A 14,714-nucleotide genomic window follows, 5' to 3' on the forward strand; every position below is an offset into this window, starting at 1 on the left:
AGCGCCGAGCGGTCAGGCGCGGGCCTGGCTGATCGCGTAGAGCGTGATGCCCGCGGCCACGCCGGCGTTGAGCGACTCGAGCGTCGACGACATCGGGATCGACACCAGCTGGTCGCAGTTCTCACCGACGAGGCGCGACAGTCCCTTGCCCTCGCTGCCGATGACAACGGCCAGCGGCCCGTCGAGCAGGTCGGTGTCGGGCAGTGCGACGTCGCCGTCCGCGGCCAGCCCGATCACCATGAGACCGGCGTCCTGGTACGCCTTGATCTGGCGGGTCAGATTGGTGGCGCGGGCCACCGGCACACGAGCGGCCGCTCCGGCCGAGGTCTTCCACGCCGCGGCCGTCATGTGCGCGGCGCGGCGCTCGGGGATGACGACTCCGTGCGCGCCGAAGCCGGCGGCCGAGCGCACGATCGCGCCCAGGTTCCGCGGGTCGGTGATGCCGTCGAGGATCACGACCAGCGGCGGCTCACCGCGCTCGGCGGCCAGGTCGAGCAGGTCGTCGGGGTCGGCGTAGTCGTAGGCCTCGAGCTTGGCCGCGATGCCCTGGTGGACGGCACCGGACGTGATGCGATCGAGCTCGACCCGGGCGACCTCGAGCAGCGGGACGTGCAGGTCCGCCGCCAGCTGGAAGATCTCGCGGATGCGGTCGTCGCGGTCGATGCCCTCGGCCACCTGCAGCGACACGACCGGCACGTTCGCACGCAGCAGCTCCACGACGGAGTTGCGGCCCACGACCAGCTCGGGACCGTCGTCGTTGCGGCGCTTCGGCCGACCCGACTGACGCCGGTCCGCGGCCTGGGCCATCTTGTACTTCTTGTGGTTGGGGCGATCCTCGGCGCGCGGGGTCGGACCCTTGCCCTCGAGTCCCTGGCGGCGACGGCCGCCGGACCCGGCGGTGGGGTTGCCCTTGCCGGTCTTCTTGATCGCACCCTTGCGCTTGCTGTTGCCGGCCATCAGTGGCCACCCTTCAGATTCCAGCGCGTGCCCGAGGAGGTGTCCTCGAGCTCGATGCCCGCTGCGGTCAGTTGATCGCGCAGCGCATCCGCGCGCGCCCAGTCCTTGTCGGCCTTCGCCTCGGTCCGCTCTGCCACCAGCGCGTCGACCAGCTGGCCCAGCGCGTCGGCGGTGGCCGACGTGTCGACGCCGCGGTCCCACGTGAGTGGGTCGAGGCCGAGCACGTCCAGCATCGCCCGCACGGAGGCCAGCGCCTGCGCCAGCTCCGCGGAAGGGCCGCCGGCGAGCAGCCGGTTGCCCTCGCCGATCACACCCTGCAGCACGGCGAGCGCCGCCGGGACGGAGAGATCGTCGTCCATCGCGTCGACGAAGGCCTCCGGGACGTTGCCCGGCTCGCCCGCCCCCACGAGCTCGGCGGCGCGGGTCACGAAGCCCTCGATCCGCTCGAACGCCGTGGCCGCCTCCGCGAGCGACTGCTCGCTGTACTCGATGATCGAGCGGTAGTGCGCCGCGACGAGGTAGTAGCGGACGGCGATCGCCGGGACGCGCTTGACGACCTCGCTGACCGACAGCGTGTTGCCGACGCTCTTGCTCATCTTGGAGTTGCCCAGGTTGAGCATCGCGTTGTGCATCCACACGCGGGCGAACGCCTGGCCGGCGGCGCGCGACTGCGCCAGCTCGTTCTCGTGGTGCGGGAAGCGCAGGTCGAGACCGCCGCCGTGGATGTCGAACTCGGTGCCGAGGTACTTCGCGGCCATCGCCGAGCACTCGAGGTGCCAGCCGGGCCGCCCGCGACCCCACGGCGTCGGCCACGAGGCGGACTCGGGGTCACCGTCCTTGTGGCCCTTCCACAGCGCGAAGTCACGCGGGTCGCGCTTGCCCTCGGGCGGCGCGTCGGGAGCGTCCTGCATGTCGTCGATGCGCTGGTTCGACAGCTCGCCGTAGGCCGGCCACGAGCGGACGTCGAAGTAGACGTCGCCGGAGCCGTCGGAGGCCGGGTAGGCGTGGCCGCGCTCGATGAGCGTCTGCATCATCTCGATCATCTCGGGGACGTGGCCCGTCGCGCGCGGCTCGTACGTGGGCGGCCGGCAGTTGAGGACCTCGTAGGCGGTGTGCAGCGCACGCTCGTTCTCGTACGCGACCGCGAACCACGGCTGGCCCGTCTCGCGTCCCTTGGCGAGGATCTTGTCTTCGATGTCGGTGACGTTGGCGATGATCGTGACCTGGAGGCCCGATCGCTCCAGCCAGCGACGCAGCACGTCGAACACCAGCTCCTTGCGGATGTGGCCGATGTGCGGAGGGCCCTGCACCGTGAGGCCGCAGTGGTAGATGCCGACCTTCCCGGGCACGACCGGGTCGAGGGGTCGCATCTCACGGGAGGCCGAGTCGAAGAGGTGTAGCGTCACGGGGTCCAGCCTATCGGCCCGGGCCGCCGTGTTTCGCCGCTGCGTGCGCGCAGGCCCCGCTCGCGCGGCGGGGTCGATCCCGTGGAATTCCCGCCACATTGCCCCCATCGGCCCCAGACCTCGCCTACGCTGGCCCGATGCGTCGCTTCTTCCCCATGGCGGCTGCCTTGACGGCTGTCATCGCGTCCCTGCTCGTACCGTCCTTCCTCGCGCCTGCTCAGGCGTCGGCCAGCCACCCCAAGCCGCAGTTGGCGAACTGGACCCCGAACCTCACGATCCCCACCGCGCGCAAGGCCAAGGTGTGGCGTTCGCCGTGGGTGACCACGCGCCCCAGCACCGCGCTGCTGCCGTCCTGGAACGTCACCCGCATGCCCTCCGGCACGTGGCTGCGCGTCCACGTCCGGGTCGCCGACGGCTCGAAGACCTCGAGCTGGAAGGCCGTCGCCGAGTGGCGCTACGCCCTCGCCGGCGGCAAGCGCCAGACCTTCGGCACGCAGGCCGATGCGCTGGCCTACCTCAACACGGACACGATCCGGGCGAAGGGCGGCAAGACGTTCGACCGCTGGCAGATCCAGGTCAAGGTCATGCGCAAGAGCACCGCGAAGAAGGCGCCGATCGTGCGCAACGTCGCCGGCGTCGCGTCGACCTACGTGTCCAAGACGGCACGCACGTCGAAGACGAGCATGACCAGGACCGTCGACCTCCCGGTCCCGGCGTACTCGCAGATGATCCACTCCGGCCACTTCCCGCAGTACGGCGGCGGCGGCGAGGCGTGGTGCTCCCCCACCTCGACCGCGATGGTGCTGCGGTACTGGGGCATGGGCCCGCAGGCCAAGCACTACCCGTGGGCGCCCGGCGCCGACCCGTGGGTCGACCACGCGGCCCGCTTCAGCTACGACTCCTCGTACCGCGGCACCGGCACGTGGCCGTTCAACACGGCCTACGCGTCGCTGTTCGGCGCGGACGCCGTCGTGCACCGGCTCGTCAACCTGCGGGCGATGGAGGAGTACATCAAGAAGGGCGTGCCCGTCGTGGCGTCCGTCGCCTTCGCGCGCGGACAGCTGACCGGCTCGCCGATCAGCTCGACGCCCGGACACCTCATGGTCGTCCGTGGGTTCACGTCCGGTGGCGACGTCATCGTCAACGACCCGGCCGGCCGCTCGAACAGCGCCGTGCGCCGCACGTACAAGCGCGAGCAGTTCGAGCGCGCGTGGCTGGGCGGCAGCGGCGGCGTGGCCTACGTCATCGCGCCGCGGGCCAAGCGCCTGGTCTTCTGAGGATCGCGGCTAGCCTCGTGAGCGTGAACGCTCCCCGGGTCGGCATCGGCACCGACGTCCACCAGCTCGTCGAGGGTCGCACGCTGTGGGTCGCCGGCCTGCACTGGCCCGACGCCCCGCGCGGGCTCGAAGGGCACTCCGACGGCGACTGCGTCGCGCACGCGATGGTCGATGCCGTGCTGTCCGCCGCCGGGCTGGGCGACATCGGCACGCACTTCGGCACCGCCGATCCGCAGTACTCGGGCACCGCCGGCGTGGACTTCCTGCGAGCGACGGCCGCGATGGTGCGCGAGGCCGGACTCACGGTCGGGAACGTCAGCGTGCAGCTGATCGGCAACGAGCCGCGCCTGTCGAAGCGCCGCGACGAGGCCACCGCCGTCCTGGCCGAGGCGATCGGCGCGCCGGTCTCGCTGTCGGGCACCACGACCGACGGCCTGGGCCTCACGGGACGCGGCGAGGGCATTGCCGCGATCGCGGTGGCCCTCGTCCACTGACCGTCTCGCGCCGCTCGGCGGTCAGGCCGGCAGGTCGGCGACCTCGCGGTCGTCCGAGCCGTAGTACTCGGCCAGGATCCTCTGCGCCACGGCGCCCCCGCTGGTGTCGAGACGCTCGCGCCCTCCCGGCAGCCGGCCGAGCACTCGGTGGCGCACGGTGTTGGCGGTCCACAGCATCCCCAGCGCCCACGGCGGTCGCCACGGCAGGCCCAGCTCACGCATGCTCTCGCGGCCCAGGAACACACTGAGCATGCTGAGGTTGCGCTCGGTCTTCCAGCGACCGTGCGGCAGCGTCCCCAGCACCGAGATGATGTCCTGCGCCAGCTTCGGACCCGCCTCCGTGATGTCCGCCTGGGCCAGCACGACGTGATAGTTCAGCCGGTGCCGCTCGCGTTCGGTGTCGACCAGCCAGTGCTCGTCGACGCCCATCAGCCACCCGACGTACTTCCACAGGTGCATCACCGCGAGCGACTCGTCGCGGCTGACGGGGACGCCCAGCGCCTTGACGCCGATGAGCACGGTCCCGTCGAACAGTCCGAGGGTCCCGGCCTGGTCGGCCTGGTTGATCGGCAGGCCCCAGCGCTCGACGTCCCAGCGCGGACTGAAGGCCTGGTTCACGAGGGCGTGCATCGCCCGGACGTGCAGCGTGGTTCGCCAGCCCGGGGCGTACTGCTCCAACCCGCCGGGTGTGGTCACGGCGACGGCCCAGGACTGGGTCTCGGCCAGCCGTCGTCGCGTGCTGTCGCCCGTCAGGCCGCCGGTGGCCACGAGCAGGTCCGGCGGGCCGCCGAACCGGTAGCCGCCGATGAGCGAGAGCTGCAGCAGCACGTCGGCGGCGTTGCGCCCGAACCGGCGGAAGACGCGCGCTCCCTCGTCGACCAGCTCACGGTCGAGCCACGGCGGATCCTGCTCGACGGCCCGCATGAACTCCACGAGGGCGGGCGGGGCGTCCGGCACCGCCTGCAGTCCGCCCTCGAGCGCGGCTCGGTACCGAGTCATGGTGACTCGGTCGGGGTCGTCGGCTCGCAAGCGCATCGCACCGGCCAGCCGCGCGCCCAGCTCGTCCTGCTCGGTGAAGGCGGTACCGAGGCGAGCCAGCAGCTGCTCATCCGGCCGCTTGACGCCCCCCGCGTACTTGAGCACCCGGCCGATGCGGCGGCTGCGCTCCTCGGCGGACCGGTATCGGCTCGGGTACATCGCGACTGAGGTCATGCCGAGAGCGTGACACGAGCATTTGCTCGCATACAATTCGCAACATGCCCCTGCGCAAGGTCCCGCGACAGCAGCGCTCACGCGACATGGTCGACAAGATCGTCGCCGCGGCTCGCGACGTGCTCGTCGCCGACGGGTACGACCGGCTGACGACCAATCGGGTGGCCGACCGTGCCGGCATCAGTCCCGGGTCGCTCTACCAATACTTCCCCGACAAGAGCGCGATCGTCGAGGAGGTCACGACGCGGTACGTGGACCAGTTGGCCGAGGACGTCGTGGCGGCCCTGGTCGACCACGTCCACGACGAACCCGCGGCCATGGCCCGCACTACCGCCGAGGCGCTGCTGACGGCCCTCGAGCGCGACCCGACCCTGTTGCGCGTCGTCTGGGAGGAGCTGCCGGCATCGCGCCACCTCGACGACCGACTGGGCCTGGAGCAGCGCGTGCGCGACGTGCTGCGCGCCTACCTCGGCGGGCGGCTGCCGGCCCAGGGCGGGCGCCGCGACCCCGCGCGCTCATCGTGGCTCGTCGTGCTGGCGGTGGAGACACTCACCGTGCGCTTCGTGCTGGACGACGACCCGCCGCTGACCCGCGATGAGCTGGTCGAGGACCTCGTGGCCCTGGGGCTGGCCTGCCTGTGAGGCCCCGGACATGACGAACGCCCGGCCGGAGCCGGGCGTTCGTCATGCGCAGGTCAGGAGGCCAGGACCTCGTCGAGACGGGTCTCGGCCTTGTCCTCGTTCGTGTTCTCGGCGAGCGCGAGCTCGGAGACGAGGATCTGGCGAGCCTTCGCCAGCATCCGCTTCTCACCGGCCGAGAGGCCACGCTCGTGATCGCGGCGCCACAGGTCGCGGACGACCTCGGCCACCTTCAGGACGTCGCCGGAGTGCAGCTTCTCCAGGTTCGCCTTGTAACGTCGGGACCAGTTGGTGGGTTCCTCGACGTGCTCGGCACGAAGAACGCTGAAGACTCGCTCGAGTCCCGCTTCGTCGACCACATCGCGCACCCCCACCAGGTCGACGTTGTCGCTCGGCACGCGTACGACCAAATCGTTCTGGGCGATGATCCGGAGGACGAGGTACGTGCGGTCCTCACCCTTGATGTTCCGGACCTCGATGTCTTCGATCACCGCAGCACCGTGGTTGGGGTACACAACGGTTTCGCCGACAGAGAAAGCCATGGAGACAGCACCTTTCCTAGGTGACCAGAATAACAGAAGGGAACGAGTACCCTGTCCGCCTTCATCCACCGGGGTTCGTCCACGCATCCGGGCCGGGCTACGATTCGACCGTGAGCACACGTCGCACCCTCGCCGCCATCGTCCTGGCCGCCTCCGCCCCGTTCGCGCTCTCTGCCTGTGGCACGAGCTTCGGCGCACAGACCAACCAGCAGTACCAGGCCGGCGTCGGCTCGAACCTGCGCAGCGGTCCGGTCGGCGTCTACAACGGCCTGTTCGTCGACAACGGCAACGGCACCCTGACGTTCTCGGGCGGCCTGCTGGCCGAGCAGGACCAGACGATCGAGTCGGTCACGGTCGACGGCGCCGCCAAGAAGCTGCCCAGCGCGATCTCGCTGAAGGCCGACGAGCTGCTGACGCTCGGCACCACCGGCGAGATCATCGTCAAGAGCGACGACCTCGAGGCCGGCGACTACGTGACCGTGAGCTTCGCGGCCTCCCCCGCGGGCGACATCAGCCTCGAGGTCCCGATCGTCGAGCGCACCGAGACCTACGCGAGTGTCGCGAAGCGTCCCACCCCGGCCGCCGACGCCGAGACGACGCAGGAAGAGGAGACGGACCCGGGCCAGGGCGACCAGGGCCAGTCGGACCTCGAGCAGTCCGACACCTCGCCGGGCGCCTGACGCCCACCCACGAACACGAAGAACGGCCCGGGCGGATGTCCGGGCCGTTCTCTCGTTCGCGGGGTCAGGCGACCGGAAGCTCGCCCGTCACGAGGTAGACGACGCGTCGCGCCATGTTCACCGCGTGGTCGCCGACCCGCTCGTAGTACCGGCCCAGCAGGGCCAGGTCGATCGCCGAGTCGATGCCGTGGTCCCACTCGCCGTCCAGCAGCAGGCGGAACAGGTCCTTGCGCAGGCGGTCCATCTCGTCGTCCTCGACCTCGAGGTCGGCGGCGGCACCCAGGTCACGCTCGGAGACGATGCGGGCGGCGGAGCCGATCATCGAGTCGGCGACCTTCGCCATCGCGCGGATCAGCGGCTGGGCCGGGAGTGGGACGGCGGGCTCCGGCGCGCGGCGGCGCGCGATCTTCGAGACGTGGATGGCCAACGCGCTCATCCGCTGGAGGTCGGCGGTCATCCGCAGCGTCGAGACGAGCTGGCGCAGATCGGTCGCGACGGGCTGCTGGGTCGCCAGCAGCACGAGGGCACGCTCCTCGACCTCGTCGATCGACTGCTCGATCGTGGTCTCGGCGCCGATGACCCTCTCGGCGGTGGCGATGTCGGTGTCGAGCAGGGCGGTGGTGGCGGCGGCCACGGCGGTCCGGACCCGGTCGGTGATGAGGACGAGCTCGTCGACGATCTGGTCGAGCTGCTCGTAATACTGGTCGCGCATGCTCCGACCCTAGGCGCGCTGGATGAATGACCGGCGACCTGCGGTGAACGGGGGGTGAACGCCCGCCGAAACCGTGGTCGGAGCCCGCCCTGCGGTGCGGTCCGGCCACGGAGGTCGGCCTACGATCGGTCCCGTGGAGGTCTCCCAGATCCTGACCGGCGCTGCCGGCATCGTGCTCGGCGCGATCGTGACGTACGTGTGGCGTTACTCCGAGCGCACGCAGGAGACCGTTCCGGACTCCCCCGCCCCGGCGGTCCCGCCGGACATCCGCACCGTGCTGTCGGTGCTGCGGTCGTCGGGCCTGGTCGTCGACCAGGACGAGCGCGTCCTGAGCGCGTCCGCCGAGGCGATCGCGATGGGCCTGGTCGGCGACGACCAGCTGCGCAGCGACCATTTGCTCGAGCTGGTGCGCCGGGTCCGCCGCGACGGCGAGGTGCGCGAGGACGAGTTCGAGATCCAGCTGCGCCGGCGCCCACCGATCTTCGTCCGAGCCCGGGTCGCTCCGCTGTCCCACGGACTCATCCTCGTGCTCGTCGAGGACCGCACCACCGAGCAGAAGGTCGAGGCGCTGCGCCGGGACTTCGTCGCGAACGTCAGCCACGAGCTCAAGACCCCGATCGGTGCGATCAACCTGCTGGCCGAAGCCGTCGGCGAGGCACGCGACGACCCCGAGGCCGTGACGCGCTTCTCCGCGCGGATGCGGACCGAGAGCGACCGTCTGACGCGCCTCGTGCAGCAGATCATCGACCTGAGCCGACTGCAGGGCGACGTCGCGAGCGAGAATCCCGCCGTCATCAAGGTCGGCGAGCTGGTCGCCGAGGCGATCGAGCACTCGATCACCGATGCCGAGGCGAAGCAGATCACGCTGGCGCAGGACGTCGAGCCCGACCTGTACGTCCAGGGCGACCGCGCCCAGCTGCACGCCGCCGTCAGCAACCTGGTCGAGAACGCCGTGACCTACAGCCCCTCCGGCTCGGCCGTCGCGGTGTCGGCCTCGAGCGCCGACGGCGACGTCCGGATCATGGTCACGGACCACGGGATCGGGATCTCGCCGCAGGAGCAGGAGCGCATCTTCGAGCGGTTCTACCGCGTCGACCCCGCCCGGGCCCGGTCCACGGGCGGCACCGGCCTGGGGCTGTCGATCGTCAAGCATGTCGCCGCCGGACACGGCGGTACCGTCGAGGTCTGGAGTGAACCGGACCTCGGATCGTCCTTCACGCTGGTGCTGCCCGCGTGGGACGTCGATGAAGGAGAGCACGAGTGACCAAGGTCCTGATCGTCGAGGACGAGGCCAGCTACAGCGAGGCCCTGTCGTACGTCCTGCGCAAGGAGGGCTACGACGTCGCTGTCGCCGAGACCGGCCCCGACGCGCTGACCGCGTTCGAGCGCGGCGGTGCCGACATCGTGCTGCTCGACCTCATGCTGCCGGGCCTGCCCGGCACCGAGGTGTGCCGCACCATCCGCCAGACGTCCTCCGTGCCGATCATCATGGTCAGCGCGAAGGACACCGAGGTCGACAAGGTGGTGGGGCTCGAGCTGGGCGCCGACGACTACGTGACCAAGCCCTACTCCCCGCGCGAGCTCGTCGCCCGGATCCGCGCCGTGCTGCGCCGGGGCACGACCGAGGAGGTCGACGACGACGCGGTGATCGAGGTCAACGGCGTGCGCATGGACGTCGACCGCCACCTCGTGACCGTCGACGGCACCGAGGTGCGCCTGCCGCTGAAGGAGTTCGAGCTGCTCGAGTTCTTCATGCGCAACTCCGGCCGGGTCCTCACGCGCGGCCAGCTGATCGACCGCGTGTGGGGCTCGGACTACGTCGGCGACACCAAGACCCTCGACGTCCACGTCAAGCGCCTGCGCGCCAAGATCGAGGACGACCCGGCCCACCCGACGATCCTCACGACCGTCCGGGGGCTGGGCTACAAGTACGCCTGAGTCGTCAGCGGCCCTGGCTGGCCACCGCGGCGATCGCGTCGGCCGCGGCCTCGGGGTCGAGGTAGCGCCCACCGCGCTCGAGCGGCTTGAGGTCGTCGTCCAGCTCGTAGACCAGCGGGATGCCCGTCGGGATGTTGAGTCCCACGACGGCGTCCTCGTCCATGTCGTCGAGGTGCTTGACCAGGGCACGCAGCGAGTTGCCGTGCGCCGTCACGAGCACGGTCTTGCCGGACTGCAGATCGGGCACGATCGAGTCGTACCAGTACGGCAGCATGCGCACGACGACATCGGCGAGGCACTCGGTGCGCGGCATCAGCTCGCTGGGCAGGTGCGCGTAGCGCGCGTCGCCGGCCTGGCTGAACTCCGAGTCGTCGTCCAGCGGCGGCGGCGGGGTCGCGTACGAGCGACGCCACGTCATGAACTGCTCCTCGCCGAACTCCTCGAGGGTGGCCTTCTTGTCCTTGCCCTGCAGGGCGCCGTAGTGGCGCTCGTTGAGGCGCCACGAGCGCTTGACCGGGATCCAGTGGCGGTCGATGCCGTCGAGGGCGATCTGCGCCGTGCGGATCGCGCGGCGCAGCAGCGACGTGTGCGACACGTCCGGGAGCAGGCCGGCCTCCTGCAGCAGCTCGGGGGCGCGTTCCGCCTCGCGGACGCCCTGCTCGTTCAGGTCGACGTCGACCCACCCGGTGAACAGGTTCTTCGCGTTCCAGTCACTGTGGCCGTGGCGCAGCAGGATCAAGGTGCTCATGCCGGCACCGCCGAGGAAAGGGCACGGTACGACGGCACCGGCACTCCAAGATTCATCTTCACTCGCTGACGCTCGCTCATGACATCAACCCTAGTGCTGGGTGGCGATCTGCTGCAGGGCCCTCAGGTAGTCGTCCTGCGAATGAACGCCGGCGAGGGTGTGCTGGGCGTCGACGACCACGAACGGCGCGTCGCTCGCTCCGATCGCCGCGGCGGTCTCGCGCTGCTGCTGGACCTCCGCGAGGTACTCGTCGCTGGCCAGCAGCGCCTCGGCCGTCTCGAGCTCGAGTCCCACCAGGGCCGCGCGGCTGGCCAGCACGAAGCCGTCCGCCACGTCGGCACCCTCGAGCAGGTGCGCGCGCCACAGCTGGTGCAGCAGGTCGCGCTGGACCTCCGGCCCGACGGCCTCGGCCCACGTGAGCAGCCGCCAGGCGTCGGTGGAGTCGGCCGGGACCACGTCGTCGACGTTCAGCTCGATCCCGCCGATGCGCGCGGCGGCGATCACGTCGCGGCTGGCGGGCGAGTCGTCGAAGGTCGCGGCACGGTACGCGATCTCGACCAGCTCACCGGTCAGGATGGAGAACAGGGCGGCCGCGCGCTCGAACCTGACGGCTCCCACGTACGACCACGCGTCGGTGACGTCCGCGAACACGATGGCCTTCACACGACCCACGCTACTGGGGAGGTGCCGTCAGTCGGCAGGGCGCAGGTGGCGGAACGCGTCGAGGTTGCGGGTGGACTCGCCACGCGACTCGCGCCAGCGCCACTCCTTGCGGATGCTCTCGGCGAAGCCCAGCTCGAGGATCGTGTTGAACGACTCGTCGGAGTACGAGAGCACCGAGCCGAACAGCCGGTCGAGCTCCTCGGCGGTGACGGCCGCCAGCGGCAGGCGTCCGTCGAGGTAGATGTCGCCCGCCGCGTCCACCGCGAAGGCGACGCCGAACATCTTGAGGTTCCGCTCGAGCATCCAGCGGTACACGGCCTCGTGGTTCTCGTCGGGGTTGCGCGCCACGAAGGCGTGCACACCGAGCGCATGGCGCCCGACCTCGAGCCGGCACGTGGTCTTGAGCTTGCGCTCGCCGGGCAGCTGCACCTCGAACACGTCGTCGCCATGGCGGACGTACTCGAGCTCGGACTCCGCCAGCGCTGCGGCGATCACGTCACGGGCGTCGGTCATCGGGCCACCTCCAGGGTCGCTTGTCGGTCGCGCACGGCACCTTCGTACACCTCGAGGGTCCGGTCGGCGGTCACGTCCCAGCCGAACGACTCGGCATGGCGGACGGCCTTCGCGGCGGCGTCGGCCCGGAACCCGCGGTCGACCAGGTAGGGGCGCATCGCGGCTGCGTAGTCGGCCGGGTCGTGGCCGTCGACGAGCGTGCCGGTGACGCCGTCCGCGACAGCCGTGGTCAGCCCCCCGACCGAGGCCGCCACGACGGGCGTTCCGCAGGCCTGGGCCTCGATGGCGACGAGGCCGAACGACTCGTTGTGCGACGGGACGCAGACGACGGCAGCACGCGAGTACCACCCCGCCAGCTCGGCCTGCGTGACCGTCGGGACGAAGTCGACCCGGTCCGCGATGCCCAGCTCGTGAGCGAGGTCGGTCAGCTGCGTCGGCCGGTCCAGTCCGCTGCCCGAGGCGCCACCGATGATCGCCACGCGGTGCGGGACGTCGAGCAGGGCCGAGGCCTTCAGCACGACGTCGGGAGCCTTGAGCGGCTGGATGCGTCCCGCGAACACGATCAGAGGAGGCTCCTGGTCGGACCCGGACTCGCTGAAGACCTCCAGGTCGACCCCGGGGTGCACGACCTCGACAGCACGCGGGTCCGCCCCGTAGAGGTCGATCAGCTCGCGCCGCTCCTCGTCCGTGTTGGCGATGAGACGGTCGGACCAGCGGACGATCTCCTCCTCGCCGGCGACCCGGCCGACCGGCTCGGGCCGGTCGCCGACCGCAAGCGCGGCGTTCTTGACCTTCGCCATCGTGTGCATCGAGTGGACCAGCGGGACGCCCCAGCGCTCACGCAGGACCGTGCCGACCTGGCCGGACAGCCAGTAGTGCGAGTGGACGAGGTCGAAGTATCCGGGGTCGTGCGACGCCTCGACCCGCAGCACGTCGCGCACGAACGAGCACATCTGGCTGGGCAGGTCGTCCTTCGTGAGGCCCTCGAACGGCCCGGCGGCGACGTGGTGCACACGGATGCCGTCCTCGGCCTCGACGACCGGCGGCAGGTGGCGCGACGTGGCACGGGTGAAGACCTCGACCTCGATGCCCCGCGCGGCCAGTCGGCGCGACAGCTCGATGACGTACACGTTCATGCCACCGGCATCGCCCGTGCCCGGCTGGTCGAGCGGCGACGTGTGAGCCGACAGCATCGCGACGCGAGTGATCCCCCGAGCAGCCATGTCCTCCATTCTGGCACGCTGTCCCCATGCCCACAGCCGTCGTGACCGGAGCCAGCAGCGGTATCGGAGAGGCCACGGCGCGAGCGCTGGCCGCCGCGGGATTCACCGTCCTGGCGGCCGCCCGGCGCCGTGACCGCATCGAGCGGCTCGCCGAGGAGATCGGCGGCATCGCCCTGGCCTGCGACATCACCGACGGCGAGGACGTCGCGCGCCTGGCCGAGACCGTCGGCGACCGCCTCGACGTCCTGGTCAACAACGCCGGTGGCGCGAAGGGCCTCGAGCCGGTGACCGACGCGGACCTGGACGACTGGCGCTGGATGTACGAGACCAACGTGCTCGGCACCGTCGCCGTCACCCAGGCGCTGGCCCCGGCGCTGATTGCCTCGGGCGCGGGCACCATCATCAACGTCGGCTCGACCGCCGGCCGCGTCACGTACGAGGGTGGGGGCGGCTACACGGCCGCGAAGCACGCCCTGGCCGCGGTCACCGAGACGCTGCGCCTCGAGCTGAACGGACAGCCCGTCCGGATCACCGAGATCGCTCCCGGCATGGTGAAGACCGAGGAGTTCAGCCTGACCCGCTTCGGCGGCGACAGCACGAAGGCCGAGTCGGTGTACGCGGGCGTGGACGAGCCGCTCGTCGCCGAGGACATCGCCGACGCGATCACGTGGGTCGCCACGCGGCCCCGCCACGTCGACGTGGACCTGATGGTCATCAAGCCGGTCGCGCAGGCGGCACAGCACAAGGTGCACCGCCGGCTCGACTGAGTGCGCCGAGCCGGCGGCGACCGGGATCAGTCGGCCGCGGGCCGATCGGCGACCGCCGCATTGTCCGGCGTGGCCGCCGGCGGCGTCGAGGTGGACGGTGCCTTCTTCGCGGTCGCCTTGCGTGCCGTCGTCTTCTGGCCCGGCGCCGAAGTGCGCTTGGCCGTGGATGTCGCGCCCGCCTTCTTGGCCGGAGCCTTCTTCGCCGTGGTCTTCTTGGCCGGGGTCTTCTTGGCGGCCGCCTTGCTGGCCGGCGCCTTCTTCGCGGGTGCCTTCTTCGCCGGCGCTCCCGCCGGACGGCCGGCGCCCGTGGCGTCCCCGGGGACGGTGACCGCCGAGGTCGGAGCGGTGCCGGGTGCGTCCTCGTCGATCGCGCTGACGCCTTCGGAAGCCGCCAGCGCCTCGCCCTTGAGGGTCAATCGCTGATCGGTCGTGTCCTGCGGCGTCGAGGTGGCCTTCTTGGCCGGGGCCTTCTTCGCGGTGGCCTTCTTGACCGGTGCCTTCTTGACCGGTGCCTTCTTGGCGGCCTTCTTCACCGGAGCGGGCGTCGTCTCGGCTGCGGCCGCGCCGAGCGGGTCGCCGTGCGGGCGGTCCGAGCCCGGCTCGCCGACAGGCCCGTCCGGCCCGGCGGGACGCGGAGCCGGCTCGGCCGCGGGGCCCGGGCTCGCCTGGGACGACTTCATGAGGTCGGGCGCGAGGCGCGCGACCACGGCGGTCAGGTCGGCGATCTGCTTGGCCGTCGTCTCGCGCACCCGGTCCAGCTCGTCGCGGAGCTTCTTGATCTCCGCGGCGGACGTGGACGTGGCCTTCTCGAACTGCTGGGCGAGGGCCTTCTCGCCGGCCTTGCGGACCTTCTTGACCTCACGGCGCAGGTCGTTGATGGTCGACAGCGAGTCGCGGAGGGTCTTCTCGACCTTGCTCTTGGCCATGCGGGCTTCCTCTCGATC

General features: G+C 71.0%; 17 protein-coding genes. 7 read left to right on the forward strand and 10 right to left on the reverse strand.

The window, feature by feature from the left end:
• Nucleotides 1-12: 12 nt before the first annotated feature.
• Both rlmB and cysS read right to left on the reverse strand, forming a co-directional pair.
• Entirely contained in the window at nucleotides 13-957 is a 945-nt protein-coding gene (rlmB, locus tag RT323_RS00910; RefSeq protein WP_313404207.1) for a 23S rRNA (guanosine(2251)-2'-O)-methyltransferase RlmB, read from the reverse strand.
• On the reverse strand, nucleotides 957-2,363 hold the full coding sequence (gene cysS, locus RT323_RS00915) for a cysteine--tRNA ligase (RefSeq protein WP_313404208.1): 1,407 nt from the start codon (nucleotides 2,361-2,363) through the stop codon (nucleotides 957-959). Before cysS ends, rlmB begins: the two co-directional genes overlap by 1 nt.
• 137 nt (nucleotides 2,364-2,500) lie before the next feature.
• On the opposite strand from cysS, the gene RT323_RS00920 reads away from it, so the two are divergent.
• Together RT323_RS00920 and ispF are read left to right on the forward strand one after the other, a co-directional pair.
• Nucleotides 2,501-3,640, forward strand: coding sequence for a C39 family peptidase (locus RT323_RS00920; protein WP_313404209.1), 1,140 nt, complete (start codon nucleotides 2,501-2,503; stop codon nucleotides 3,638-3,640).
• A gap of 23 nt (nucleotides 3,641-3,663) precedes the next feature.
• Nucleotides 3,664-4,134: a 2-C-methyl-D-erythritol 2,4-cyclodiphosphate synthase gene (gene ispF, locus RT323_RS00925; RefSeq protein ID WP_313404211.1), complete on the forward strand. Its 471-nt coding sequence runs from the start codon at nucleotides 3,664-3,666 to the stop codon at nucleotides 4,132-4,134.
• A gap of 21 nt (nucleotides 4,135-4,155) precedes the next feature.
• On the opposite strand, the gene RT323_RS00930 is transcribed toward ispF, so the two are convergent.
• Nucleotides 4,156-5,346: an oxygenase MpaB family protein gene (locus RT323_RS00930; RefSeq protein ID WP_313404212.1), complete on the reverse strand. Its 1,191-nt coding sequence runs from the start codon at nucleotides 5,344-5,346 to the stop codon at nucleotides 4,156-4,158.
• A 44-nt stretch (nucleotides 5,347-5,390) separates the two neighbouring features.
• On the opposite strand from RT323_RS00930, the gene RT323_RS00935 reads away from it, so the two are divergent.
• The gene (locus RT323_RS00935; protein WP_313404214.1) at nucleotides 5,391-5,987 is read left to right on the forward strand and encodes a TetR/AcrR family transcriptional regulator; all 597 of its coding nucleotides are present in this window, start codon (nucleotides 5,391-5,393) and stop codon (nucleotides 5,985-5,987) included.
• A gap of 53 nt (nucleotides 5,988-6,040) precedes the next feature.
• Here the strand turns inward: RT323_RS00935 and RT323_RS00940 are convergent, their stop codons facing one another.
• On the reverse strand, nucleotides 6,041-6,526 hold the full coding sequence (locus RT323_RS00940) for a CarD family transcriptional regulator (protein ID WP_313404215.1): 486 nt from the start codon (nucleotides 6,524-6,526) through the stop codon (nucleotides 6,041-6,043).
• 110 nt (nucleotides 6,527-6,636) lie between these two features.
• Between RT323_RS00940 and RT323_RS00945 the strand changes: the two genes are divergently transcribed.
• A complete protein-coding gene (locus RT323_RS00945) occupies nucleotides 6,637-7,206 on the forward strand; it encodes a hypothetical protein (protein WP_313404217.1) in 570 nt (189 codons plus the stop codon).
• Nucleotides 7,207-7,270: 64 nt separating this feature from the next.
• On the opposite strand, the gene phoU is transcribed toward RT323_RS00945, so the two are convergent.
• Complete coding sequence (phoU, locus tag RT323_RS00950) at nucleotides 7,271-7,918, reverse strand: phosphate signaling complex protein PhoU (protein WP_313404219.1); 648 nt, start codon at nucleotides 7,916-7,918, stop codon at nucleotides 7,271-7,273.
• A gap of 133 nt (nucleotides 7,919-8,051) precedes the next feature.
• On the opposite strand from phoU, the gene RT323_RS00955 reads away from it, so the two are divergent.
• On the forward strand, nucleotides 8,052-9,182 hold the full coding sequence (locus RT323_RS00955) for an ATP-binding protein (protein WP_313404221.1): 1,131 nt from the start codon (nucleotides 8,052-8,054) through the stop codon (nucleotides 9,180-9,182).
• The gene (locus tag RT323_RS00960; RefSeq protein WP_313404223.1) at nucleotides 9,179-9,856 is read left to right on the forward strand and encodes a response regulator transcription factor; all 678 of its coding nucleotides are present in this window, start codon (nucleotides 9,179-9,181) and stop codon (nucleotides 9,854-9,856) included. Before RT323_RS00955 ends, RT323_RS00960 begins: the two co-directional genes overlap by 4 nt.
• 4 nt (nucleotides 9,857-9,860) lie before the next feature.
• Here the strand turns inward: RT323_RS00960 and RT323_RS00965 are convergent, their stop codons facing one another.
• From RT323_RS00965 to mshA, 4 genes are all read right to left on the reverse strand, one after another.
• Nucleotides 9,861-10,604, reverse strand: coding sequence for a phosphoglyceromutase (locus tag RT323_RS00965; RefSeq protein ID WP_313404225.1), 744 nt, complete (start codon nucleotides 10,602-10,604; stop codon nucleotides 9,861-9,863).
• A 90-nt stretch (nucleotides 10,605-10,694) separates the two neighbouring features.
• Nucleotides 10,695-11,267, reverse strand: a complete 573-nt coding sequence (locus RT323_RS00970; protein ID WP_313404227.1) for a DsbA family protein — start codon at nucleotides 11,265-11,267, stop codon at nucleotides 10,695-10,697.
• Between the two features lie 27 nt (nucleotides 11,268-11,294).
• Nucleotides 11,295-11,780 carry a YbjN domain-containing protein gene (locus RT323_RS00975; RefSeq protein WP_313404229.1) on the reverse strand — a complete coding sequence of 162 codons (486 nt, stop codon included), beginning with the start codon at nucleotides 11,778-11,780 and terminating at the stop codon, nucleotides 11,295-11,297.
• Nucleotides 11,777-13,003 (reverse strand): D-inositol-3-phosphate glycosyltransferase, encoded by a 1,227-nt coding sequence (gene mshA, locus RT323_RS00980; protein WP_313404231.1) that lies wholly within the window; start codon nucleotides 13,001-13,003, stop codon nucleotides 11,777-11,779. Before mshA ends, RT323_RS00975 begins: the two co-directional genes overlap by 4 nt.
• Nucleotides 13,004-13,029: 26 nt before the next feature.
• Here mshA and RT323_RS00985 point away from each other — a divergent pair, with 26 nt between their 5' ends.
• Nucleotides 13,030-13,770: an SDR family NAD(P)-dependent oxidoreductase gene (locus tag RT323_RS00985; RefSeq protein ID WP_313404233.1), complete on the forward strand. Its 741-nt coding sequence runs from the start codon at nucleotides 13,030-13,032 to the stop codon at nucleotides 13,768-13,770.
• Between the two features lie 26 nt (nucleotides 13,771-13,796).
• On the opposite strand, the gene RT323_RS00990 is transcribed toward RT323_RS00985, so the two are convergent.
• Nucleotides 13,797-14,696 (reverse strand): hypothetical protein, encoded by a 900-nt coding sequence (locus RT323_RS00990; protein WP_313404235.1) that lies wholly within the window; start codon nucleotides 14,694-14,696, stop codon nucleotides 13,797-13,799.
• Nucleotides 14,697-14,714: the final 18 nt, after the last annotated feature.

Source organism: Aeromicrobium sp., assembly GCF_032084975.1.
Taxonomy (GTDB): Bacteria; Actinomycetota; Actinomycetes; order Propionibacteriales; family Nocardioidaceae; genus Aeromicrobium.

Coding starts and splice junctions, on each gene's coding strand:
- rlmB (WP_313404207.1), bottom strand. CDS start 957: ATGGCCGGCAACAGCAAGCGCAAGGGTGCGATCAAGAAGACCGGCAAG.
- RT323_RS00920 (WP_313404209.1), top strand. CDS start 2,501: ATGCGTCGCTTCTTCCCCATGGCGGCTGCCTTGACGGCTGTCATCGCG.
- RT323_RS00930 (WP_313404212.1), bottom strand. CDS start 5,346: ATGACCTCAGTCGCGATGTACCCGAGCCGATACCGGTCCGCCGAGGAG.
- RT323_RS00935 (WP_313404214.1), top strand. CDS start 5,391: ATGCCCCTGCGCAAGGTCCCGCGACAGCAGCGCTCACGCGACATGGTC.
- RT323_RS00940 (WP_313404215.1), bottom strand. CDS start 6,526: ATGGCTTTCTCTGTCGGCGAAACCGTTGTGTACCCCAACCACGGTGCT.
- phoU (WP_313404219.1), bottom strand. CDS start 7,918: ATGCGCGACCAGTATTACGAGCAGCTCGACCAGATCGTCGACGAGCTC.
- RT323_RS00965 (WP_313404225.1), bottom strand. CDS start 10,604: ATGAGCACCTTGATCCTGCTGCGCCACGGCCACAGTGACTGGAACGCG.
- RT323_RS00975 (WP_313404229.1), bottom strand. CDS start 11,780: ATGACCGACGCCCGTGACGTGATCGCCGCAGCGCTGGCGGAGTCCGAG.
- mshA (WP_313404231.1), bottom strand. CDS start 13,003: ATGGCTGCTCGGGGGATCACTCGCGTCGCGATGCTGTCGGCTCACACG.
- RT323_RS00985 (WP_313404233.1), top strand. CDS start 13,030: ATGCCCACAGCCGTCGTGACCGGAGCCAGCAGCGGTATCGGAGAGGCC.
- RT323_RS00990 (WP_313404235.1), bottom strand. CDS start 14,696: ATGGCCAAGAGCAAGGTCGAGAAGACCCTCCGCGACTCGCTGTCGACC.